Genomic DNA, 21,092 nt, shown 5'->3' on the forward strand with positions numbered 1-21,092 from the left:
GCTGTATGACCGGCTTTCCAGACCTCGTGCCCGCGCCCGCCGGTCGTTTCGACGGCATCGCCCGGCCCTACACCCCGGCGGACGTTGCGCTGTTGCGCGGTTCGATCACGGTGGAACATACGCTGGCACGGCGCGGGGCGCTGAAATTATGGGACCTCCTCAGAACTGAGGATTATGTCCATGCGCTGGGCGCGCTGTCGGGCAATCAGGCGATGCAGATGGTCCGTGCCGGGCTGAAGGCCATTTACCTGTCGGGCTGGCAGGTGGCGGCGGACGCCAATACCGCTGGGCAGATGTATCCTGACCAGTCGCTCTACCCCGCCAATGCCGGTCCCGAGCTGGCGCGGCGGATCAACGCGACACTGGCGCGCGCCGACCAGATCGAGCATGCCGAAGGCGGCGCGACGCGCGACTGGTTCGCCCCCATCGTCGCCGACGCAGAGGCCGGGTTCGGCGGCCCGCTCAACTGTTACGAGATCATGAAGTCCTATATCGCGGCGGGCGCGGCGGGGGTGCATTTCGAAGATCAACTGGCGTCGGAGAAGAAGTGCGGCCATCTGGGCGGCAAGGTGCTGATCCCGACATCGGCGCATATCCGCAATCTGAACGCGGCACGGCTGGCGGCGGATGTGGCGGGGGTTCCGACCGTCATCTGCGCGCGCACCGATGCCGAAAGCGCCCGGCTGATCACCTCGGACGTGGACGAACGCGACCGGGCCTTCCTGACCGGCGAGCGGACGGCCGAGGGCTTTTTCCGCCTGAAACCGGGGACGGGGGTCGACCATTGCATCCAGCGCGGTCTGGCCTTCGCGCCGCATGCCGACCTGTTGTGGTGGGAAACCTCGCATCCGGACCTGACCGATGCCCGCCGCTTCGCCGAGGCGATCCGGCGCGAACATCCGGACAAGATGCTGGCCTATAACTGCTCGCCCAGCTTCAACTGGGAGAAGAATCTCGATCGCGACGACATCGCCCGCTTCCAGCGGGAGATCGGCGCCATGGGGTACAAGTTCCAGTTCGTCACGCTCGCGGGGTTCCACCAGTTGAACTATGGCATGTTCGAGCTGGCACGCGGTTATCGCGATCGCGGCATGGCGGCCTATTCCGAACTGCAACAGGCCGAGTTCGCCGTCGAGCCTTATGGCTACACCGCGACGCGTCATCAGCGCGAGGTAGGGACCGGCTATTTCGACCTGGTCGCACAGCTGGTCGCGGGCGGCGACAGTTCGACCACCGCGCTGGCCCATTCGACCGAAGCCGCCCAATTCGTCCAGGCCGCCTGACCCACAAAGGAGAAATGCCATGCCGACCGAACCGCAACGCAGCCGCGCCGTCTTCTCCACGGAGGATTTCGCGCTGTTGAAGGAAGCCCTTGCCGAACACGTCAAGCGCGTCGCCGACGATCCCCGCTCGATCAAATTCGCGCATCTCTACCATCGGCTGGGCCGCATCGCGTCCTGAGAGTCGCGCTTCGGCCTTCGGCTGGACGGCGCTGGGCCACGAAGCCCTTCTCCGGTCGTGCCGATCAGGTCGAAGCCCCCTCTTCCTTGGGGAAGGAAGCGACCCCGCCGGCGATCGTCGGCGGGGTTTGTTCGTGGCGCGGAACAAGCGCCACGGTCGCACGCTTAACCGCGCATGCCCGAAACCGGCCTGACCGCGCGGATACGCGAGAATCTCGTCCTTTACGGCGCGCTCGCGGCCAATCTGGGCATTGCCGTCGCCAAGTTCATCGCGGCCGGGATCACCGGCTCCTCCTCGATGTTGACCGAGGGCGTCCACTCGGTTGTGGATAGCGGCAACCAGATCCTGCTGCTCTATGGCCAGAAGCGGGCGCGGCGCGCACCCGATGCGGTCCATCCTTTCGGCTATGGACGCGAACTCTATTTCTGGGCGTTCGTCGTCGCGATCCTGATCTTCGCACTGGGCGCGGGCATCTCGATCTATGAAGGCTGGCTGCATATCCGCACGCCCGAGCCGCTCCGCGATCCGACGGTCAACTACGTCGTCCTCGCCATCGCCTTCGCGCTGGAGGGCGCGTCATGGACGATCGCGGTGCGCGAATTTTCGCGCGCAAAGGGCGATGGCGGCTGGTGGCAGGCGATCCATGAATCGAAGGACCCGGCAGGCTTCATCGTGCTGTTCGAGGACTCGGCGGCGCTGGCGGGACTGGCGATTGCGGGGCTGGGCGTGTGGTTGTCCCATGCGCTGGACGATCCGCGGATCGACGGGGTCGCCTCGATCCTGATCGGGCTGGTGCTGGGGCTGGTTGCGATCCTGCTGGCGCGCGAGGCCAAGGGGTTGCTGATCGGCGAGCGCGCCGAACCCAAGGTGGTGGAGACGATCCGCAGCATCGTCGCGTCGCGTCCGTGGATCACACGGGTCAACCATGTCCGCACCATCCATACCGCGCCCGACAGCATCTTCGCGGCGATCAGCGCCGATTTCGTCGACAGCCTGCCCATGGGAGAAGCCGAAACGCTGATCGAGATATTGGAGGACGACCTGCGACGCGCCGTCCCCAGCCTGTCCTCCATCTATATCCGGCCCGAGAAACACGAAAATGCCGCTGCGCCCGTACCGTCCGCAACGCTATAAGGACCGCCATGACGAAGCTGACGCGACTCGCCATTGCCCTGTTCCTCTGGCTCGGCTGCGCCTTGCCCGCACAGGCGGCGGTGACGATCACCTTCTGGAGCCATGAACTGGGGAATAGTTTCCCCCATAGCTTCTTCAGCCTGCGCGGGACGGTGGATGCCACCGGTGCGCCGGTGGACGCCAATTACGGCTTTACCGCCAAGTCGATTTCGCCCGCCTTGCTGATGGGCACCGTCAAGGGCCGGTTGGACATCTCCAAGCCTTTCTATGTCTCCACCAGCGACGCGCAATTCTCCTATGTGATGAGCGACGCGCAATATGCGGACATACTCGCGCTGATCGCCGCCTGGGACGAAAAGACGGGGGATGCGCGTTACAATCTCAACAACCGCAACTGCGTCCATTTCGTGCAGGAGGCGGCGCGGCGGCTGGGGCTGGTCGGGCTGGACCATCCCGAATTGATGAAAAAGCCCCGCTCCTACCTCAAGGCCGTGGCGCAGGCCAATGCCGACCAGGTGACCGTCATCGGCCAGAACGGCAAGGCCTATCTGGCGACGCTGCCCCCGTTGCCGAGCGGAGCGGCGACGGCCACCGCCGCTTCGCCCGCCGCCCCGGCTCCCGTGGTTCAGGCCCCGGCGGCAGGCACGAGTTCGAGTATGTCGACCACCGACTCATAAGCCGGATAGGGAAAGGCGATCCGCCACCTGTCGGTGTCGATCCTCTCCAGCACCCCGGCCATGTCGCGCGCCCGGTCCCGCCCATAGGCATAGGACCGCTCCTCGTCCCCCAGCATCAGCGTGCCCAGGAAGATGCTGCGCGCGTCGGTGTCGGGATAGAGGCGCCCGGTCAGCCGCTGCGACCCATCCAGCTTGGTCAGACGGACGCCGTTCTCCGACACGCGGCACCGGAAGAAGGGATAGGCGACATAGGTCAGCACCGCCCGCCCCTGCGACCCCATCTTGATCGTCCGGCACCGATAATCACCATCGGGCAATTTGGGGTCCGCGATCGAGTGGTCGGGGTTGGCGAGCGGACCAAGTTCCGCCAGGGCCGCCGCCGAACCGCCCGCCCGCGCCTGGGCCAGCCCCTTCACCCAGGCAGTGCGCCAGCCGCGCAGGCGGACGCGATCGTCCTCGGTCGCCGCCAATCGCCAGTCGGACGCCTGCTCGACCCGCTGCGCCACGGCGGTGCCGACCGCACCCACCGCCAGGCCCGCGGCCAGCAGGACGGTGGCGCCCCTCATTGCGCGGTCCATCCGCCATCGACCGACAGGTTCGCGCCGGTGATCGAGCGCGCCTCGTCGCGGCACAGGAACAGCGCGAGCGCCGCCACCTCCTCGATCGTCACGAACTGCTTGGTCGGTTGCGCCTTCAACAGCACATCGTCGACCACCTGCTCGCGGGTCAGCCCGCGCGCCTTCATCGTGTCGGGAATCTGGTTCTCGACCAACGGCGTCCAGACATAGCCGGGCGAGATGCAGTTGGCGGTGATGCCGTCGGTCGCCACTTCCAGTGCCACCGTCTTGGTGATGCCGACGACGCCATGCTTGGCCGCGACATAGGCCGACTTGTTCGGGCTGGCGACCAGGCTGTGCGCGGAAGCCGTGGTGATGATCCGGCCCCACCCCTTTTGCCGCATATGCGGGATGGCCGCGCGCATCATGTGCCAGGCGGAGGACAGGTTGATCGCGATGATCGCATCCCATTTCTCGACCGGAAACTCGGTGATCGGGGCGACGTGCTGGATGCCCGCATTGTTGATGACGATGTCCACCGATCCGGTTTCCGCCACCGCGCGGTCGATCATCGCCGTGATCTGATCGGGCCGGGTCATGTCGGCCGGGTCGTAGAGCGCCGCCGCACCGCTCAGCTTTTCCAGCGCGACCCGCTCCGCCTCGATCGCTTCGGCATCGCCGAAGCCGTTGAGCATCACGCTTGCGCCCTCCGCCGCCAGCGCCTTGGCATAGGCCAGCCCGATCCCCGACGTGGAGCCCGAGATCACCGCCGTCTTGCCCTTCAGGAACATGCCATTCTCCCTTGGTATGGCACGCACCATGCTGCCAGATTATCGGTCGTGCAACCGCCGCAAGGCTTTGCGGGTTCAATGCCGCAAGACCCGATAGGCGGGCGAGGCGACAAAGGGGTGACGGTGCCATGCGGCTCGACGATTATGACAATGATATCGACGTCGGCGAGGCGCAGAGCGGCGGAGGCTTTGGCGGCGGAGGTGGTGGCGGTGGCTTGTTGTTCGGGCTGTTGCCGCTGATCGGCAGCCGTTTCGGATGCGGCGGGATCATCGTCGTCCTGATCATCCTGGCCGTGCTGGGCATGAACCCGCTGGGGTTGCTGACCGGTGGCGGCAGCAACACGGCGCCGGTTACCCGCTCCGCCGGTTCATCGGGTGAACAGAATGCGCGCCAGGTCTGCGAAGTCTCGCCGGAACGCCGCGAAACCTGCCAGGCGTTCAGCAACGCGGACAATACCTGGGAGAAGATCTTCGCCCAGAGCGGCCAGCGGTTCGAAGCGCCGGGCCTGCGCTTCTTCAAGCCGGACGCCGGATCGGCCCAATCAGGCTGCGGGGTCGCCCAATCGGCGGTGGGACCCTTCTATTGCCCGACCGACCGCAAAATCTATCTGGACACCCAATTCTTCGACGAACTGGCCAACCGCTTCGGCGCGAAGGGCGACTTCGCCCGCAATTATGTCGTCGCGCATGAGTTCGGCCATCATATCCAGACCCTGCTGGGCACGTCGGAACAGGTCCATCGCGCGCAACAGGCGGCGGGCCAGGCGGAGGGCAATGCCCTGTCGGTCCGGCTGGAATTGCAGGCGGACTGCTATGCCGGCGTATGGGCGGCAAAGAACCGCGACCGGCTGGAGCCCGGCGATGTCGAGGAAGGCATGACCGCCGCCCGGGCGATCGGCGACGACACGTTGCAACGCGAGGCGACCGGGCGGGTCGTACCCGACAGCTTCACCCACGGCACTTCGGAACAGCGGATGCGCTGGCTGCGTCGGGGTATGGAGACCGGCGACCCGGCCCAGTGCGACACGTTTTCGGGGGCCATCTGAACCCTGCGCCGTCATCCCGGCATCAGCCGGGTTGACGGCCAAGGAGGATCAGAGGTTGACCAGCATCTTCCCCTTATTGCCGCCGGAGAAGAGCGCGAGGAAGGCCTCCGGCGTCTTGTCCAACCCTTCAAACACCGTCTCTTCGCGCTGCAACTTCCCGTCGTTCAGCATCGCGGCCATGTCGCGATAAAAGCCGGCCTGGTCCTGGAAGTCGGAGACGATGAAACCTTGAATCCGCACTCGGTTGCCGATCAGCCGCGCCAGATATTTGAGGCTGGTCGGCTTCGCCTCATTATAGACGTCGATCATTCCGCAGATCGCGAAACGGGCCCCCTGCCGGGCATGGGCCAGCGCCGCGTCGAGATGATCGCCGCCAACATTGTCGAAATAGACATCGATCCCGTCCGGGGCGGCTTCGCCCAGCGCCTCTACGACCGGCTTGCCCGCCTTATAGTCGATGACCGCATCGGCACCCAGCGAACGCACCCATTCGCCCTTGTCCGCGCCACCGGCCGAGCCGATGACCGTCATCCCCTTGGCCTTGGCGATCTGGACCACGGTCGATCCCACCGCGCCCGCCGCCGCCGACACGAACACCGTCTCGCCAGGCTTGGCCTCCGCAATCTGGAGCAGGCCGTAATAGGCGGTCATGCCCGGCATGCCGAACTGCCCCAGAAACGCCTGCGGATCGACCGCCAGATCGGGTAGCGGCTGGACATGCAGGGCGGGCAGGATCGCCTCGTCGCGCCAACCCGCCATATGGCTGACGAACGTGCCGACCGGGATATTCTCCGCGCGGCTCTCCACCACTTCGCCGATCGCGCCGCCTTGCATCGGCTCGCCCAACTGGAAGGGCGGGACATAGCTTTTCGCGTCGTTCATCCGCCCGCGCATATAAGGGTCGACCGACAGCCAGCGGTTCGCAATCCGCACCTGCCCCTCGCCCAGTTCGGGCAGCGCCTGCTCGATCAAGGCGAAATCGTCCTGGCGTGGCATTCCCTTGGGCCGGGCCGCGAGTGTCCATGCCTTCATAACCGTCATCCTTTTCATCATTTGCGCCGGACATGGGAAAGGGCCCGGATGATGTCCACCCGAGCCCTCCAAGAAAAGTCACCATTCAGTGACGTTTTCTGTCCTCAATAACCCCGGTTGGTGTCCGAGGTGCTGCCCGTCGTACCGGTGGTGCCAGCGGTGGTCGTGCCGCCGGTGGTGCCGCCGGTGGTGCCAGTCGTGCTCTGACCGGTCGTGCTGGTGGAGCCGGTCGTACCTTGGCTGTTCTGGCCATAACTGTTCGACTGACCGTAGCTGCTCGACTGGCCATAAGGATTCGACTGGCCGTACCGGTTCGAGCCGGTCTCGCTGGTGCGATCGCCAAACATGGCGCGCGCATTTTCCTCATCGCGCCAATGGGTCTTGGCTTCCTCGGCGGTCTTGGTCAGCGTGATCTTGTCGTCGACCGACTTCAGCCAGCGCGACGGGATCGAGTGATGCTGGCCGCCCGCGTCCTTGTCGTTCTTGGTCAGCAGAATGCGGTCGCCCCGCACCTTGTCCACCGTGCCGACATGCGCGCCGTCCGAACCGAGCACTTCCTGATGCTCGGTCACCTTGGACAGCAGGCCGCGCTGGCCCTGGCGCTCGGTGCGCCAGCTGCTGAACTCGTTTTCGAACTTGGTGCGGTTCTCGCTGCGATATTCGTCATAATCGCGGTCGAGCGCGGCGATCTGGCCCGAGCGCCAGTTGTTATAGTCATGGTCCTGCGCGGCATAATAGCGCTCGTCGAACTTGGCGTCGGCCTCGCGGCGGCGTTCGGCCTCCTCGTCGCCGAACCACGAACGCACCTCGTCGCCAGCACGGGCAAAGAATCCGCGATCCTCATAATCATAGCCCTGCGGCTGACGGCCATAGTCGCGGCCCGACTGCTGGCGACCATAGTCGCCCCGGTCCTGCCGGTCATCACGACCATAGCGGTCGCCGGTATAGCCATAGCCCCGCGCGGAGTCGCCATAGCCGCGTGCCGTGTCGCTATAGCCCGACGGACGATAGCCTTCGCGCCCGTAATCGCGCTGGCCGCCGCGATAGCCGTCCCGGCCATAGTCGCCCGAGCGGCCTTCGCCATAACGGCCTTCATTTTCGCGGCCCTGGCCATAGCGTCCGCCAAATTCCTGACGCGAACCGCGATAGCCCTCATTCTGGTCGTAGCCCTGACGGCCATAACCCTGGTGGCCATAATCGCGCGCGCCATAACCCCGGCGGCTATCGTTCCGGTTGTCGTTACGGTCATCGTCAAAGGCGCCCGCCGCTTCGTAATCGCGTGCGCTGGAATAGGTATAGTCCCGCCCCGAGCCATAGTCCCGGCCATAGTCGAAGTCGCGACCGCCACGATTGGCGTCGCGGGAATAGCGATCGTAAGCCATCCTAAACCCTCCTGAAAATCGGTCCTGCGGGGGCCGACGCCGCTCGTCTGGCGGGCCGTGCCTTCCGATGGTTTCAATGAGGCAGATCAAGACATTGTTCCGTCGACACGGCGCTTCGCACGACGGAATGCCCGAAGCGAAGGGTTGATCGTGGCCGAAAAAATTTGCCGCCCGCGGGCGATGCGGTGTTGCGTCGCTTTCGATCACCAGCTAATGGCGTCGCTCCCGACCATGGTCGGAATATGGGGCGGGGCTGTAGCTCAGATGGGAGAGCGCTGCAATCGCACTGCAGAGGTCAGGGGTTCGATTCCCCTCAGCTCCACCACCCCTTTCACCGGACTGTGCGACGGTGTTATTTCCTCCCATCGCTGACATTGTGCGATCCGGCAGGTTGACCTGGCGATGATGCCCGATCCTATTCCCGCCGCTACCCTGATCCTGATGCGCGAAGCGGCGCAGCGCGGGGCTCCGCCCGAAATCCTGATGGTCGAACGCGGCGCGACGCTGGCCTTTCTGGGTGGAGCGATGGTGTTTCCGGGCGGCCGGGTCGACCCCGGCGATCATGCGATGGTCCCTCCCCATGCCCCCGATCCAGACGACAGCGCCGCCCGCATCGCCGCCATTCGCGAAACGATCGAGGAGGTCGGGCTGGCGATCGGGCTGGTGCCCCACCCGGACGACATGACGGTCGCGTCCATCCGCGCGGATCTGGCCCAAGGGCAAGCCTTTACGGCGGCGCTGACCGAACGGCATGTCGAGATAGACGAGACCATACTGACCCCCTTCGCCCGCTGGTGCCCCGAGCATGTACCGGTTCGGCGGTTCGATGCGCGCTTCTATCTGGCGGAGGTCCCGCGCGACGCCTCCACGCCCGTTATCGACGGCGGGGAGACCGCGCGGGCCGAATGGCTGACCGCCCGTGCGACGCTCGCGGCGGCGGATCGGGGCGAGATCCATATCATCTTCCCGACCCGGCGGACGCTGGAACGATTGGCGCAGTATGGCGATTTCCTATCCGCGAAGGCCGATGCGCGTGCATGGCCGATCCGGCGGATCATTCCCTTTCAGGCGGAGCGTGACGGCGTGCCATCGATCTGCATACCCGACGATCTGGGCTATCCGATCACCTCGGAACCCCTTTCCGCCGCCAGACGCGGCTGATGCGCGCGTTGCGGCGATGGACGACCCTGTTGGTCGTGATCGCCGGGGCAGCGGTGCTGGCGCTCCTGCTCTGGGGCATGATGCGGCAGCGGCCGCAGGACGTGCCTTGGGCCCCGCTTGACCTCGGTCAGCCGGTGGGACTGTTTACCGGGCGCAAGCTGACCGCCTTGACCCAGGACGCTGCCAAGTGCCGCGGGCTGCTCGACCAGGCGGGGATTGCCTATACCGCGCTGCCTGCGCGAACGCCGGAGGCGCAGTGCGGCTATGACGATGCGGTCCGCTTCGCATCCGGCGGCGCGCGCGCGATCGGCTACCGCCCCGCTGCACTGGGCGTCTCCTGCCCAGTCGCCGCCTCGCTCGCGCTTTGGGAGTGGAACAGCGTCCAGCCCGCCGCACGCGCCCTGTTGGGGGCGGAGGTGGTCGCGATCGACCATCTGGGCAGTTACAATTGCCGCCGGATCAATGGGCGGAGTTCCAGCGACTGGAGCGAACATGCCCGCGCCAATGCCGTGGATATTGCGGGATTTCGCTTAAGCGACGGACGCCGGATCAGCGTGGTGCGCGACTGGCGCGATCAGGGCGCGGTGGGGCGCTTCCTCCGCCAGGTCCGCGACGATGCGTGCGATCTGTTCGCAACCACCCTGTCACCCGACTACAATGCGGCCCATGCCGACCATTTCCATCTGGATCAGGCCTATCGCGGGCCGATGGGCTGGCGCGCCTGCCGCTGACGGGCGCGCCGGGATGCGATCAATTGGCCAGCGACGTGCCGTTGCTATCCACCTTTTCCACCCAATGGGGGAAAAAGGCGGGCTGACGGCTCGACCAGCCGGAGGCGGTGGCCGCCGCCTCACTGATCGACTGGAGCAGCTTGCGCCGCAATTCGGGGTGCAGGTGCGGCAGCGCCGCCGCCGCGCAGAAGACCGAGGGAAGCCAAGGGCGAACCTCTGCCCCGATCAGCCGCTCATACAGGAAGCGGAAAGCCGAAAAGCTGGTCAGCCGCCCCTGCCCCAGGTCGAACGCCGCGATAGTCACGGACGAAGCCATGAAAGGCTCCAGCGCCTCCAGGCCGCTGTCCACCGGGATCAGGTGACGGATTTCGGGCAGGTTGCGATACAGCCGGGCCTGGGCGCGGATGCTTGCCGCTTCGACCACATCGCGCGACCAGCGCGCCATCGCATCCTCGCGGTCCAGCCCGATGTCGAGCGAGCGGCGGATGTAACGCTGCGTCGCTGCGGCGAAGCCCGCAAACTCCTTCATCTCGGCCAATGTCATCGTGCCTTCGGCCGGTCGGTTCCTCGATCCCATATCCTTTACCCCGCCCATCGTAACTACCCGATCATCCTGCGCCAATTAGGTTAACGCAACGCTGAACGGGCCTTAGGCAAACGACCACGAAATTCGCCGCGCCGCAACATTGATTGCGACGAACGGTTATCGCGGCAATCATTTTCCACAAAGGCCGGAAAAATAGAGGCAAAAGGGATGCAGGCCGTCTTCATGGTCACGCGGCCGGAAATCGAACGGCCCAGCCACCCCCGGGCCGGGCGGAGTAGGAGGCCAGAGGCCGTTCCTCCGCCCGGATCGCAGGATCAGCGATCCTATTCCTTGAAGCCGGACGATTCCGCCGGGCCATCGCGGCCAGGCTGGGTGATGGAGGGCGGATCGCTGGCGTCCATCGATTCGTCGAGGCTTTCGTCGAGCTGTGCGTCGACATCCTCAGGGTTCTTCGCCAGACCGCCGGCAATGTCCGGGTCCTGCCCGGCATCCTGCTCGGGCGGACGCGGACGGTTGCCCTGTTCGGCCTGTTCGCCGCCCGGCGCCACCGATACGCTGTCGAGCGCGCGGTCGTCGATGCTGTCGTTCATGTCACTTCCCCATCACGAGTGGACCGGACCAACGAGCCAGCCCGCGCAAGCGTTCCTGCCCGCTTCAGTCGAGACGGCGGACGACCACCCGTTGATCGCAAAGCTGCGCCTCGCCGAAGACGGTCATAAAGGCGATGTCGGTCGCATCCCGACCGACGCAGACGCGCGCAATCTCGTCGGCGCGGGCCATGCCGGTCGCGTCCACCAGATGCCAGCTCCCCTCCAGCCACAATTCCGCAACCGCATGGAAATCGGGCGGATCGACGCCGGGCGCATAGGCCGAGACGCAGCGTGCCGGAATCTCCGCCGCGCGTGCCAGCGCGACGAGCAGATGGGCATAGTCGCGGCACACGCCGCTGCGCATCCCGAAGGTATCGAGCGCGGTGGTCAGTCCGCTCGAACTGCCTGATTGATAAGTCAAACGGGTCGAGACCCATTCGATCAGCGCCGCCGCCATCGCCCCGCCCGACAGACCCGCGAAACGCCGCCGCACAAACCCCTCCAGCCGGTCGGACTCGCAATAGCGGCTGGGCAGCAGATAGGGGATGAGATCGCCGGTCAGCGCCCGCGCCGGGGTCGGCCGCATGGCGTCCAGTCGCAGGACCGGTCGCGCAATCTCCACCACCGCTTCATAGCGCGCCATCAGGGCATGGTCCGCACGCACCCAGCATCGCTGTCCGATGCCCTCCTCGCCCGTCACCGCAGTGACGCCGTGGTCGGACCAGATGGTCAGCGCCTGATGCTCCAGCCGCTGATCCGCCATCGCCGCCACCTCGATCTGGAGCAGAATGTCGGCGGCCTCGCGAAGGCCATAGTCCAGCGTGACTTCGATCGACAGGCGCATGGGCCATGTTCCTTCCACGAAAAAAGGCCCGGCGGACACACCGCCGGGCCCCATGTCCAAATCCGTTACCTGACGATCAGTCGCGGCTGGAGCCGAACAGACGCAGGATGAACAGGAACATGTTGATGAAGTCGAGATACAGGCTCAACGCCGACATGATGACCACGCGGTCCTGCATCGACGTGCCGCGCACCTGATAATACATTTCCTTAGTCCGCTGCGTGTCATAGGCCGTCAGACCGGCGAACAGCAGCACGCCGACGAAGCTGATGACCAGCGCCATCGTACCCGACTGAAGGAAGATGTTGATCACGCTGGCGACGATCAGGCCGACCAGACCGATGATCAGAAAGGTGCCGAACGCCGACAGGTCACGCTTGGTGGTATAGCCATAGAGGCTGAGCGCCGCGAAGCCCGCCGCCGTCGCGAAGAACGCGCCAGCGATCGAACCGCCGCTATAGACCAGGAAGATGGTCGACAGCGACAGACCCATGACGACCGCGAATGCCCAGAACAGCATCTGCATCGTCGAGGTCTTCATCCGGTTGACGCCCATGCTCAGCGCGAACACGAAGCCGAGCGGCGCGAACATGATGACATATTTGAGCGGACCGCCGTTCAGGAAGACCTGCGCGGCCATGCTGTCGCGCCCGCCCCATGCGAAGAGCAGCGCGACGATACCCGTCAGCAGCACACCCGACGTCATGTAGTTATAGACGGACAGCATGTACGAGCGCAGACCCGCATCATAGGCGGTCGAGCCCGTGGTGGCTGTGGTACCGAACGGCGCGGCGCTCGGCCGTGGATCAGACCAGTTTGCCATGGTGAAACATTGCTCCTTTGCCCGGCCAGATGCCGGTTACGCGAAATATCGTCCCGTTCGTGACTCATTTCAAGCGGGAGAGGTTCCCGTCGCGCCGACAGAGTGCGATAGACATGTTTTGTCATGCTTCGCCTGTTCGTCGCCCTTCGCCCGCCCCCTGCCATTCGCGACCTGCTGTCCGACGTCATGGACGGCGTGCCGCAGGCCCGGTGGCAGGATGACGATCAGCTTCACCTGACGCTGCGCTTCATCGGCGAAGTCGATCGCCCGGTGGCGGAGGATGTCGCCGCCGCGCTAGGCCAGGTCCATGCCCCCGCACCCGTCGTCCGGATTTCGGGGGTCGGGGTGTTCGATCATCGCGGTCGGGTCGACACCCTATGGGCCGATGTCAGCCCGCAGGATGCGCTGGCGCACCTGCATCGCAAGGTGGATCAGGCCTGCGTGCGGGCCGGCCTGCCGCCGGATTCGCGTGCCTATCGCCCGCATGTCACGCTGGCCCGGCTGCCGCGCTCCGCGGGCGCCGCCCCCGAGATCGAGGGGTGGCGCGCTGTTCACGCCGGCCTGTCCAGCGCCCCCTTCGCCATGGAGCATATCCTGCTCTATCAAAGTCACCTGGGGCATGGGGGCGCATCCTATGAACCGGTGATGCGTTGGCCGCTCGATACCGGTGGACGATAAGGCCGGACCGCCTATAGTTCTTTCGATCAGGGAGCTTCCGACATGAAATATATCGCATTGATGACCGGCGCCGTAGTCACGCTCGGGCTGGCCGCCTGCGACCAGAACAAGATGGAAACCGGCTCCCCGGTCCCCGGCGGTCCCAGCGCAACCGCCAGCCTACGCACCGGCACCGGTGTCGAGGCCGGACGCGCGACCGCGACCGAGGTGGCGGGCGGGTTGCGCATCACGCTGGACGCGATGAACGTTCCGGCCGGGATGCACGGCGTCCATGTCCACACCGTGGGTCGCTGCGACGCGCCCGACTTCACCACGGCGGGCGGCCACTGGAACCCCACGCAGCGCCAGCATGGCAGCATGAACCCGCAGGGTCCGCATGAGGGCGATATGCCCAACATGACCGTCGGCAATGACGGGCGCGGGACGCTGGGCGTCGTGCTGCCGGGTGCGACCATGGCGGGACTGCTCGATGCGGACGGCTCGGCGATCGTCATCCATGCCGCCGCCGACGACCTGAAGACCGATCCGAGCGGCAATAGCGGCGGCCGCATCGCCTGCGGCGTGTTCCAGGCCAACTGATCCTCGCTGGAGCGCCGATGACCAAAGCCCTGCCGACCCGCGCTTTTGGCGGTTTCCTGTTCGACATGGATGGGACGATCCTGAGTTCGATCGCCTCCGCCGAACGCGCCTGGACCGTCTGGGCGACACGGCAGGGGCTGGACGTCGCGGCGTTCCTGCCGACCATCCACGGGGTTCAGTCGGTCGAGACGATCCGGCGGCTGAACCTGCCCGGCATAGATCCGATCGCAGAAGCGCATGCACTGACCGAGGCGGAGATGCTGGATGTGGACGACGTCGTGCCGATCGGTGGCGCGGCCGCGTTTCTGGCCGCGCTGCCGCCGGATCGCTGGGCCATCGTCACCTCTGCACCCAAGCGGCTGGCGGAGGTACGGCTGAAGGCGGCGGGGCTGCCTTTACCCGGCGTGTTCGTGACGGCGGAGGATGCGGAGCGGAGCAAGCCCGCGCCCGATGGCTTCCTGCTCGGGGCCAAGCGGCTAGGCGTCGCGCCGAAGGATTGCCTGGCCTTCGAAGACGCCCCCGCCGGGATCGCGGCGGCCGAGGCGGCGGGGATGACGGTGGTGGTAATTACCGAGACGCATCGGGGGGCGATGGATACGCCCCATGCGACGGTGGCGGATTATCGCGACCTGGCGGTGGAGTGGGATGGCGCCAGCCTGAAGCTCGAACACCGGGTCTGATCCCACCTGTTCCCCGGCGAAGGCCGGGGTCCAGTTTCCATCCGGCCGCGATGGCGGGATATCGCCGCCTGGGAGGCAGATGCCCCCCGCCATTGAAAAGCCATCGCAACTGGGCCGCAGCCTTCGCCGGGGAACGGGCTAGAGATTGCTTGCCCTTCCCAACCCCCGTTCAGCCTGAGCGCGGTCGAAGGCTAAGCCCCCCTCCCCTCAAACCGTGAAGCTTTCCCCGCACCCGCACGCGCCCTTGGCATTGGGATTCTGGAACACGAAGCCCGCCGTGAAGTCATCCTCGACCCAGTCCATGGTCGACCCGATCAGATACAGGATCGAGCCGCCATCGACGAACAGCGTGCCGCCGGGCGTATCGATCTTCTCGTCGAACGCCTTGGCCTCGGTGACGTAATCCACCGAATAGGCCAGGCCCGAGCATCCCCGGCGCGGCGTCGACAGCTTGACCCCGATCGCCCCCTCCGGCGCACGCGCCATCAGGTCGGCGATCCGCGCCTCGGCGGAGGGCGTCAGGTTCAACGCGGCAGGACGCGGGCGGAGTGTGGTCGCCATGGTCAGAGCATCCCCAGTTCGAGCTTGGCGTCGTCCGACATCTTCTGCGGGTCCCAGGGCGGGTCCCAGATCAGGTTGACGTCGGCTGTCGCAATTCCCGGCACGGCCGAGACGCGCAGTTCGACCTCGCCCGGCATCGACTCGGCGACCGGGCAATGCGGGGTGGTCAGCGTCATGGTCACGATCGCATGGCCGCCCTCGGTCACCTCGACGCCGTAGATCAACCCCAGGTCATAGATGTTGACCGGGATTTCGGGGTCGTAAATGTCCTTCAGCGCGTCGATGATCCCGTCATACAGCGCGCCGCCCGGCTGGGTCGGATCGTCGGCGGTCGGCTTTTGCGAGAGGAAGCCCGACAGATAGTCGCGCTGCCGCTCGGCCGGTGCCTCGACCACGTCCTGCACGCGCGCCTTGGGCGGCTGCTCGACGCTCTCGACCTCTTCGATCTTGAAACTGCTCATCCGAAAATCCTCGTGACCCGCCGGACGCCATCCACCAGCGCCGCGACGTCATCCGGTCCGTTATACACGCCGAAACTCGCCCGCGCGGTGGCGGGCAGGCCGAGCGCCTCCATCAGGGGTTGGGCGCAGTGATGGCCTGCGCGGATCGCCACCCGGCTCTCGTCCAATATGGTGCCGATGTCGTGGGGATGAACCCCCTCGACCGCGAAACTGACGATTCCGGCGGAGTCTTCCGGGCCCAGCAGCCGCACCGAATTGATCGCCGACAGCCCCTCTCGCGCCCTGGTAACGAGCGCCGCCTCATGCGCATGGATCGCGTCCAGCCCGATGGCCGACACGTAATCGATCGCTGCATGAAGCCCGAGCGCCCCGACGATATGCGGCGTCCCCGCCTCGAACCGGCCAGGCGGCGGGGCGTAGGTGGTCTTCTCGAAGCTCACCCGGTCGATCATCGACCCGCCACCCTGATAGGGCGGCATCGCCTCGAGCAGCTCAGGCCGCGCCCACAGCACGCCGATGCCGGTCGGGCCATAGAGTTTATGACCCGAGAAGACGTAGAAGTCGCAATCGAGTGCCCCCACGTCGACCGCGATGCGCGGCACCGCCTGGCACCCATCGAGCAGGATCTTCGCGCCGACCCGATGCGCCAGATCGGCTGCACGACGCCCGTCGAGCATCGAGCCCAGGACGTTCGACACATGGCCCAGCGACACCAGCTTATGCGCCGGGGTCAGAATGCGGTCCATCGCGTCCAGGTCGATGCGGTGATCCGCCGTCAGCGGCAGCACGTCGATCGCGACGCCCAACAGCTCGGCGACCATCTGCCACGGCACGATGTTGGAATGATGCTCCAGCATTGACAGCAGGATGCGGTCGCCCGCCTTCAGATGGGTCGCAGCCCAGCATTGCGCGACGAGGTTGATCCCCTCGGTCGCGCCGCGCGTGAAGACGATCTCGTTCGACGACCCCGCGCCAATGAACCGCGCGGTCGCTTCGCGCGCCGCCTCATAGGCGAGCGTCATGTCGGCCGAACGCTGATAGACGCCGCGATGCACGGTGGCATAGCTGGTGTCATAGGCGCGGGTGATCGCGTCGATCACGGCCTGCGGCTTCTGCGCGGTCGCGGCGGTGTCGAGATAGGCCCAGCCGTCCGGGATGGCAGGGAAATCTGCCACTCGGTCGAGAGGCGTGGCGCTCGTCAAAGCGCTGCCTCCAGCCAGGCGTCCGCGTCCGCCGCAAAGGCCTCGCGCACCACCTCGTTACCGATCCGGTCGATCGCATCGGCGACGAAAGCTCGGGTGAGCAGCGCCTGTGCACGCGGCTTGGGAATGCCACGGCTCTGCATGTAGAACAGCGCCTTGGCATCGAGTTCGCCCACGGTCGCGCCATGCGCGCACTTCACGTCGTCGGCGAAGATTTCCAGCTCGGGCTTCAGGTTCACCGTCGCGGTCCGCTGGAGCAGCAGGCCGCGAAGCGACTGTTCGCCATCGGTCTTCTGCGCATCACGCGCCACTTCGACACGTGCAGCGAGGCTCGCCTGACTGCGATCGGCAGCAACCGCGCGCCACAACTGATGGCTCTGGCCGTTAAGCGCGGCATGGCGCAGGCCCACCGCGCACTCCTGCTTCAATTCGCCCTTGGTCAGCAGCGCACCACCGAACTCGGCATAAGCACCATCACCGGTCTGGGTGATCCCGCCGTCGATCCGCGCGCCCATGGTCCCGGCGGCCAGGAAGGTCGCGGTCAGGCTCGCACCCTCACCCAACTCGGCTTCCTCGCGCAGCGACACGAAGCCGTTATCCTGCAACAACCGCACCGCGCGCATCAGCCGCGCCGACGCCGCCAGCTTCACCCGCGTCAGCCGGTTGGTCCAGCCGTGCCCGACATAGGTCTCATAGACCTGCGCCGCCGCATCCTCGGCCAGAACGATCTCGGCGGGCAGGTGATTGGCCGCGCCGCTGGCGACATGGACGATCTGCACGGGCTCCGCGACTGCGTCGCGATCGAGACGCAGCGACCAGCCGCGCCCGAGCGCCTGCTTACCCAGCGGATGGTCGCTGGCGTCGATCTGGGTCAGTTGAACCGGGCCAAGGCTGCTGACGCTTTCATCCAGCACGCCGTCGACGAACAGCAACCGCGCGCCCGGCAGATCGAGGAAGCGATCCGCGCCCGCGACCGGCACCGCCCGCTCGCTCTCCGCCGCGCGGCGCAACGCGTCGATATCGGCCCAGCGCCAAGCCTCCTCACGCGTCGAGGGGAGTTCCAGCGTGGTGGTCACGCCGCCGCTCCCTCGACGCCCGCATAGCCCTCACGCTCCAGCTCGAGCGCGAGTTCGGGGCCACCCGAACGCACGATGCGGCCATCGGCCAGCACATGCACCCGGTCGGGTTGCACATAGTCGAGCAGCCGCTGATAATGGGTGATGAGCAGCACCGCCTTGTCGGGGGCGCGCATGATGCGGTTGATGCCGTCGCCCACGATGCGCAGCGCGTCGATGTCGAGGCCGGAGTCCGTCTCGTCCAGGATCGCGAACTTGGGGTTCAGGATGCCCATCTGGACCATCTCGTTGCGCTTCTTCTCGCCGCCGGAGAAGCCGACATTGACCGGACGCTTGAGCATGTCCTGGTTCAGCCCCAGCCCATCGGCCTGCCCACGGGCGAGCTTCAGGAATTCGCCACCCGACAGCGGCTTTTCGTCCCGCTGCCCGCGCTGGGCGTTCAGGCTCTCGCGCAAGAACTGGACGTTGGAAACGCCGGGGATCTCGACCGGATATTGGAAGCCCAGGAAAAGGCCGGCGGCGGCGCGCTCGTTCGGCTCCAGCTCGAGCAGGTCGACGCCGTCGAACGTCACCGAACCCTCGGTCACTTCGTAACCGGGACGCCCGCCCAAGACATAGCCCAGCGTCGACTTGCCCGCGCCGTTGGGGCCCATGATCGCATGGACTTCGCCCGCATTCACCTCAAGCGTCAGGCCCTTGAGGATCGGCTTGCCGTCAATCTCGGCGTGGAGGTTTTCAATTTTCAGCATTGCGGCTTTCTTCCTTGGCGCGCTCGCGGGCCACCGCCGCGACGACACCATCATTGATGCAATTCATAAGCCCGATCCGGGCAGAGGAGCGCTTGCCTATACAAACACGGGCCGATTCACAGGCAACGTCGTCGATGAAGCGGTCACCACTCGAAACCTTGGCACGGCACGCCGTCATCCGACCTGCATCGACATTGAGGTCTAGTTGCAACTTACGCAGCTTGTTGCCCACCACGCTAATCTCGTTGGCGGGCGGCGCAGGCATTTGCTGCCCCACCGATCCCGCCAATGACAAAAGCGGTGCGAACAAAATCACCCCACGCTCCCTTCGAGGGAAATCCCCAGCAGCTTCTGCGCTTCAACCGCAAACTCCATCGGGAGCTGCTGCAAGACCTCGCGCGCGAAGCCGTTGACGATCAGCGCGACGGCCGCTTCCTGATCCAACCCACGGCTCATCGCGTAGAAGAGCTGGTCCTCGCTGATCTTGCTGGTCGTCGCCTCATGCTCGATCTGCGCGCTGGGGTTCTTGACCTCGATATACGGCACGGTGTGTGCGCCGCACTGGTCGCCCAGCAACAGGCTGTCGCACTGGGTGAAGTTGCGGACATTCTCGGCGGTCGCCGCCACGCGGACGAGGCCGCGATAGGTGTTGTCCGAGCGCCCGGCCGAAATGCCCTTCGACACGATGGTCGAGCGGGTGTTCTTGCCCAGATGGATCATCTTGGTGCCGGTATCGGCCTGCTGGCGATTGTTGGTCACCGCGACCGAGTAGAACTCGCCGACCGAGCCGTCGCCCGCCAGCACGCAGGACGGGTATTTCCACGTCACCGCCGAGCCGGTCTCGACCTGCGTCCACGACACCTTGCTGTTCTTGCCCTGGCACAGCGCGCGCTTGGTGACGAAGTTGTAGATGCCGCCGACGCCATTCTCGTCACCCGGATACCAGTTCTGGACGGTCGAGTACTTGATCTCGGCATCGTCCAGCGCGACCAGCTCGACAACCGCCGCGTGCAGCTGGTTCTCGTCGCGCATCGGCGCGGTGCAGCCTTCGAGATAGGAGACATAGGCCCCCTTGTCCGCAACGATCAGCGTGCGCTCAAACTGGCCGGTATTCTCCGCGTTGATGCGGAAATAGGTCGACAGCTCCATCGGGCAGCGGACACCCTCGGGGATGTAGACGAAGGTGCCGTCCGAGAAGACCGCCGAGTTGAGCGTCGCGAAATAGTTATCGCGCTGCGGAACAACCTTGCCCAGCCACTTGCGGACCAGTTCGGGATACTCCTTGATCGCCTCGGAGATAGAGCGGAAAATGACGCCCGCCGCTTCCAGCTCCTTGCGGAAGGTGGTCGCGACCGAGACGCTGTCGAACACCGCGTCGACCGCGACCTTGCGCGCGCCTTCGACGCCCGCGAGCACTTCCTGCTCGGCGATCGGGATGCCCAGCTTCTCGTAGGTCCGCCGGATTTCGGGATCGAGTTCGTCCAGCGACGCGATCGTCTTCTTCTGCTTGGGCTCGGCGTAGTAATACGCGTCCTGATAGTCGATCGGCGGGATGTTCAGCTTGGCCCAGTCGGGCGTCTCCAGCGTCTGCCACAGGCGAAACGCCTTCAGCCGCCAGTCGAGCATCCATTCGGGCTCGCCCTTCTTGGCCGAGATATAGCGGACCGTGTCCTCGCTCAGCCCCTTGGGCGCGAAGTCCTGCTCGACCTCGGTGGCGAAGCCCCACTCATACTTCTTGTTGGCGGCGGCGAGCGCCTCTGCATTCTTCGTGGCCATCAGGCGAATACCCCCGGACGCGGGCGAGCGTCCATCACTTGCGATTCAACAGGATCGGCGGCGAGCGTCGCGAGCGTCACCCCGGAAAAGGCGGCGCGTACCGCCTGATTGACGACATGCCAATGCGGCCGGACGCGACATTGCATTTCCAAGCCGCAGTCATGCGCGGCCCCCTCGACGCATGCGGTCAGCGCGATCGGGCCGTCCACCGCCTCGACGATATCGGCCAGGCTGATCGCATCCGCGTCGCGCGCCAGTCGGATGCCGCCGCCGGTGCCGCGCGTGCTTTCGATCAGCCCGGCGGTGGCCAGACGGCTGACCAGCTTCTGCGCGGTGGGCAGCGGCACGCCCGTCTGCCCGGCCAGCAGAGTCGCATTGCTCCGCCCGCCGGCACCCTCGCGCGCGGCGGCGGTCATCATCACGACCGCATAATCGGCTAGGCTGGAAAGGCGCATGATCTCCAATCGGATGGATTTGGTCCGATTGGCAAATGGGCGCGGGGGGACGGTTCGTCAACCGCGAATGCGTGCGGGAATTTCGATGGGTGTGATCAA

Annotated in this window: 26 protein-coding genes and 1 tRNA gene; 11 read left to right on the forward strand and 16 right to left on the reverse strand. The window is 65.8% G+C overall.

Annotated elements, in window-relative coordinates; all coding sequences use genetic code 11:
• Positions 1-5: 5 nt before the first annotated feature.
• The 4 genes from aceA (at position 6) to ACWPWT_RS00225 (ending at position 3,272) form a co-directional block, all read left to right on the forward strand.
• Positions 6-1,283: an isocitrate lyase gene (gene aceA / locus ACWPWT_RS00210; protein WP_454278081.1), complete on the forward strand. Its 1,278-nt coding sequence runs from the start codon at positions 6-8 to the stop codon at positions 1,281-1,283.
• Between the two features lie 19 nt (positions 1,284-1,302).
• On the forward strand, positions 1,303-1,461 hold the full coding sequence (locus ACWPWT_RS00215) for a hypothetical protein (RefSeq protein ID WP_261269694.1): 159 nt from the start codon (positions 1,303-1,305) through the stop codon (positions 1,459-1,461).
• A gap of 174 nt (positions 1,462-1,635) precedes the next feature.
• Complete coding sequence (locus ACWPWT_RS00220) at positions 1,636-2,595, forward strand: cation diffusion facilitator family transporter (RefSeq protein WP_454278082.1); 960 nt, start codon at positions 1,636-1,638, stop codon at positions 2,593-2,595.
• Between the two features lie 8 nt (positions 2,596-2,603).
• The gene (locus ACWPWT_RS00225; RefSeq protein WP_454278083.1) at positions 2,604-3,272 is read left to right on the forward strand and encodes a hypothetical protein; all 669 of its coding nucleotides are present in this window, start codon (positions 2,604-2,606) and stop codon (positions 3,270-3,272) included.
• Here ACWPWT_RS00225 and ACWPWT_RS00230 read toward each other — a convergent pair.
• On the reverse strand, positions 3,221-3,838 hold the full coding sequence (locus tag ACWPWT_RS00230) for a DUF4893 domain-containing protein (RefSeq protein WP_454278084.1): 618 nt from the start codon (positions 3,836-3,838) through the stop codon (positions 3,221-3,223). The genes ACWPWT_RS00225 and ACWPWT_RS00230 overlap by 52 nt on opposite strands.
• Positions 3,835-4,620 (reverse strand): 3-hydroxybutyrate dehydrogenase, encoded by a 786-nt coding sequence (locus ACWPWT_RS00235; protein ID WP_454278085.1) that lies wholly within the window; start codon positions 4,618-4,620, stop codon positions 3,835-3,837. The genes ACWPWT_RS00230 and ACWPWT_RS00235 overlap by 4 nt, the downstream gene beginning before the upstream one ends.
• A gap of 128 nt (positions 4,621-4,748) precedes the next feature.
• Here ACWPWT_RS00235 and ypfJ point away from each other — a divergent pair, with 128 nt between their 5' ends.
• Positions 4,749-5,666, forward strand: coding sequence for a KPN_02809 family neutral zinc metallopeptidase (gene ypfJ, locus ACWPWT_RS00240; RefSeq protein WP_454278086.1), 918 nt, complete (start codon positions 4,749-4,751; stop codon positions 5,664-5,666).
• A gap of 48 nt (positions 5,667-5,714) precedes the next feature.
• On the opposite strand, the gene ACWPWT_RS00245 is transcribed toward ypfJ, so the two are convergent.
• Positions 5,715-6,698, reverse strand: a complete 984-nt coding sequence (locus tag ACWPWT_RS00245) for an NADP-dependent oxidoreductase (protein WP_454278087.1) — start codon at positions 6,696-6,698, stop codon at positions 5,715-5,717.
• A 104-nt stretch (positions 6,699-6,802) separates the two neighbouring features.
• A complete protein-coding gene (locus tag ACWPWT_RS00250; protein ID WP_454278088.1) occupies positions 6,803-8,080 on the reverse strand; it encodes a DUF2171 domain-containing protein in 1,278 nt (425 codons plus the stop codon).
• Between the two features lie 249 nt (positions 8,081-8,329).
• Here ACWPWT_RS00250 and ACWPWT_RS00255 point away from each other — a divergent pair.
• From ACWPWT_RS00255 to ACWPWT_RS00265, 3 genes are all read left to right on the forward strand, one after another.
• Positions 8,330-8,405 (forward strand) — tRNA-Ala (locus tag ACWPWT_RS00255).
• A gap of 77 nt (positions 8,406-8,482) precedes the next feature.
• Entirely contained in the window at positions 8,483-9,241 is a 759-nt protein-coding gene (locus ACWPWT_RS00260) for an NUDIX hydrolase (protein ID WP_454278089.1), read from the forward strand.
• Entirely contained in the window at positions 9,241-9,972 is a 732-nt protein-coding gene (locus ACWPWT_RS00265) for an extensin-like domain-containing protein (protein ID WP_261269703.1), read from the forward strand. Before ACWPWT_RS00260 ends, ACWPWT_RS00265 begins: the two co-directional genes overlap by 1 nt.
• Positions 9,973-9,991: 19 nt before the next feature.
• On the opposite strand, the gene ACWPWT_RS00270 is transcribed toward ACWPWT_RS00265, so the two are convergent.
• From ACWPWT_RS00270 to ACWPWT_RS00285, 4 genes are all read right to left on the reverse strand, one after another.
• Positions 9,992-10,549, reverse strand: a complete 558-nt coding sequence (locus ACWPWT_RS00270) for a hypothetical protein (RefSeq protein ID WP_261269814.1) — start codon at positions 10,547-10,549, stop codon at positions 9,992-9,994.
• Positions 10,550-10,842: 293 nt separating this feature from the next.
• The gene (locus tag ACWPWT_RS00275) at positions 10,843-11,109 is read right to left on the reverse strand and encodes a hypothetical protein (protein WP_261269704.1); all 267 of its coding nucleotides are present in this window, start codon (positions 11,107-11,109) and stop codon (positions 10,843-10,845) included.
• 64 nt (positions 11,110-11,173) lie between these two features.
• Positions 11,174-11,953 carry a transglutaminase-like domain-containing protein gene (locus ACWPWT_RS00280; RefSeq protein ID WP_261269705.1) on the reverse strand — a complete coding sequence of 260 codons (780 nt, stop codon included), beginning with the start codon at positions 11,951-11,953 and terminating at the stop codon, positions 11,174-11,176.
• A gap of 76 nt (positions 11,954-12,029) precedes the next feature.
• Entirely contained in the window at positions 12,030-12,776 is a 747-nt protein-coding gene (locus tag ACWPWT_RS00285; RefSeq protein WP_261269706.1) for a Bax inhibitor-1/YccA family protein, read from the reverse strand.
• Between the two features lie 123 nt (positions 12,777-12,899).
• Between ACWPWT_RS00285 and thpR the strand changes: the two genes are divergently transcribed.
• Genes thpR through ACWPWT_RS00300 form a run of 3 tightly spaced genes read left to right on the forward strand, consistent with a single transcriptional unit; the run spans position 12,900 to position 14,713 of the window.
• Complete coding sequence (gene thpR / locus ACWPWT_RS00290) at positions 12,900-13,454, forward strand: RNA 2',3'-cyclic phosphodiesterase (protein ID WP_261269707.1); 555 nt, start codon at positions 12,900-12,902, stop codon at positions 13,452-13,454.
• 42 nt (positions 13,455-13,496) lie between these two features.
• Positions 13,497-14,033, forward strand: a complete 537-nt coding sequence (locus ACWPWT_RS00295; protein WP_261269708.1) for a superoxide dismutase family protein — start codon at positions 13,497-13,499, stop codon at positions 14,031-14,033.
• A 17-nt stretch (positions 14,034-14,050) separates the two neighbouring features.
• Positions 14,051-14,713 (forward strand): HAD-IA family hydrolase, encoded by a 663-nt coding sequence (locus ACWPWT_RS00300; RefSeq protein ID WP_261269709.1) that lies wholly within the window; start codon positions 14,051-14,053, stop codon positions 14,711-14,713.
• Between the two features lie 207 nt (positions 14,714-14,920).
• On the opposite strand, the gene ACWPWT_RS00305 is transcribed toward ACWPWT_RS00300, so the two are convergent.
• From ACWPWT_RS00305 to ACWPWT_RS00340, 8 genes are read right to left on the reverse strand one after another with little or no spacing between them, the layout of a single operon-like run.
• Positions 14,921-15,274 (reverse strand): HesB/IscA family protein, encoded by a 354-nt coding sequence (locus ACWPWT_RS00305; protein ID WP_007404566.1) that lies wholly within the window; start codon positions 15,272-15,274, stop codon positions 14,921-14,923.
• A gap of 2 nt (positions 15,275-15,276) precedes the next feature.
• Positions 15,277-15,735 carry an SUF system Fe-S cluster assembly protein gene (locus ACWPWT_RS00310; protein WP_454278090.1) on the reverse strand — a complete coding sequence of 153 codons (459 nt, stop codon included), beginning with the start codon at positions 15,733-15,735 and terminating at the stop codon, positions 15,277-15,279.
• Complete coding sequence (locus ACWPWT_RS00315) at positions 15,732-16,937, reverse strand: aminotransferase class V-fold PLP-dependent enzyme (RefSeq protein ID WP_454278091.1); 1,206 nt, start codon at positions 16,935-16,937, stop codon at positions 15,732-15,734. The genes ACWPWT_RS00310 and ACWPWT_RS00315 overlap by 4 nt, the downstream gene beginning before the upstream one ends.
• Positions 16,934-18,013, reverse strand: a complete 1,080-nt coding sequence (locus ACWPWT_RS00320; RefSeq protein WP_454278092.1) for a SufB/SufD family protein — start codon at positions 18,011-18,013, stop codon at positions 16,934-16,936. The genes ACWPWT_RS00315 and ACWPWT_RS00320 overlap by 4 nt, the downstream gene beginning before the upstream one ends.
• Positions 18,010-18,762 carry a Fe-S cluster assembly ATPase SufC gene (gene sufC / locus ACWPWT_RS00325; protein ID WP_454278093.1) on the reverse strand — a complete coding sequence of 251 codons (753 nt, stop codon included), beginning with the start codon at positions 18,760-18,762 and terminating at the stop codon, positions 18,010-18,012. The genes ACWPWT_RS00320 and sufC overlap by 4 nt, the downstream gene beginning before the upstream one ends.
• Positions 18,749-19,078 (reverse strand): hypothetical protein, encoded by a 330-nt coding sequence (locus tag ACWPWT_RS00330; protein ID WP_454278094.1) that lies wholly within the window; start codon positions 19,076-19,078, stop codon positions 18,749-18,751. The genes sufC and ACWPWT_RS00330 overlap by 14 nt, the downstream gene beginning before the upstream one ends.
• On the reverse strand, positions 19,075-20,538 hold the full coding sequence (gene sufB / locus ACWPWT_RS00335) for a Fe-S cluster assembly protein SufB (RefSeq protein WP_454278095.1): 1,464 nt from the start codon (positions 20,536-20,538) through the stop codon (positions 19,075-19,077). Before sufB ends, ACWPWT_RS00330 begins: the two co-directional genes overlap by 4 nt.
• On the reverse strand, positions 20,538-20,993 hold the full coding sequence (locus ACWPWT_RS00340; protein ID WP_454278096.1) for an SUF system Fe-S cluster assembly regulator: 456 nt from the start codon (positions 20,991-20,993) through the stop codon (positions 20,538-20,540). Before ACWPWT_RS00340 ends, sufB begins: the two co-directional genes overlap by 1 nt.
• Between the last annotated feature and the right edge of the window lie 99 nt (positions 20,994-21,092).

It is taken from the genome of Sphingomonas sp. Marseille-Q8236 (assembly GCF_965112005.1).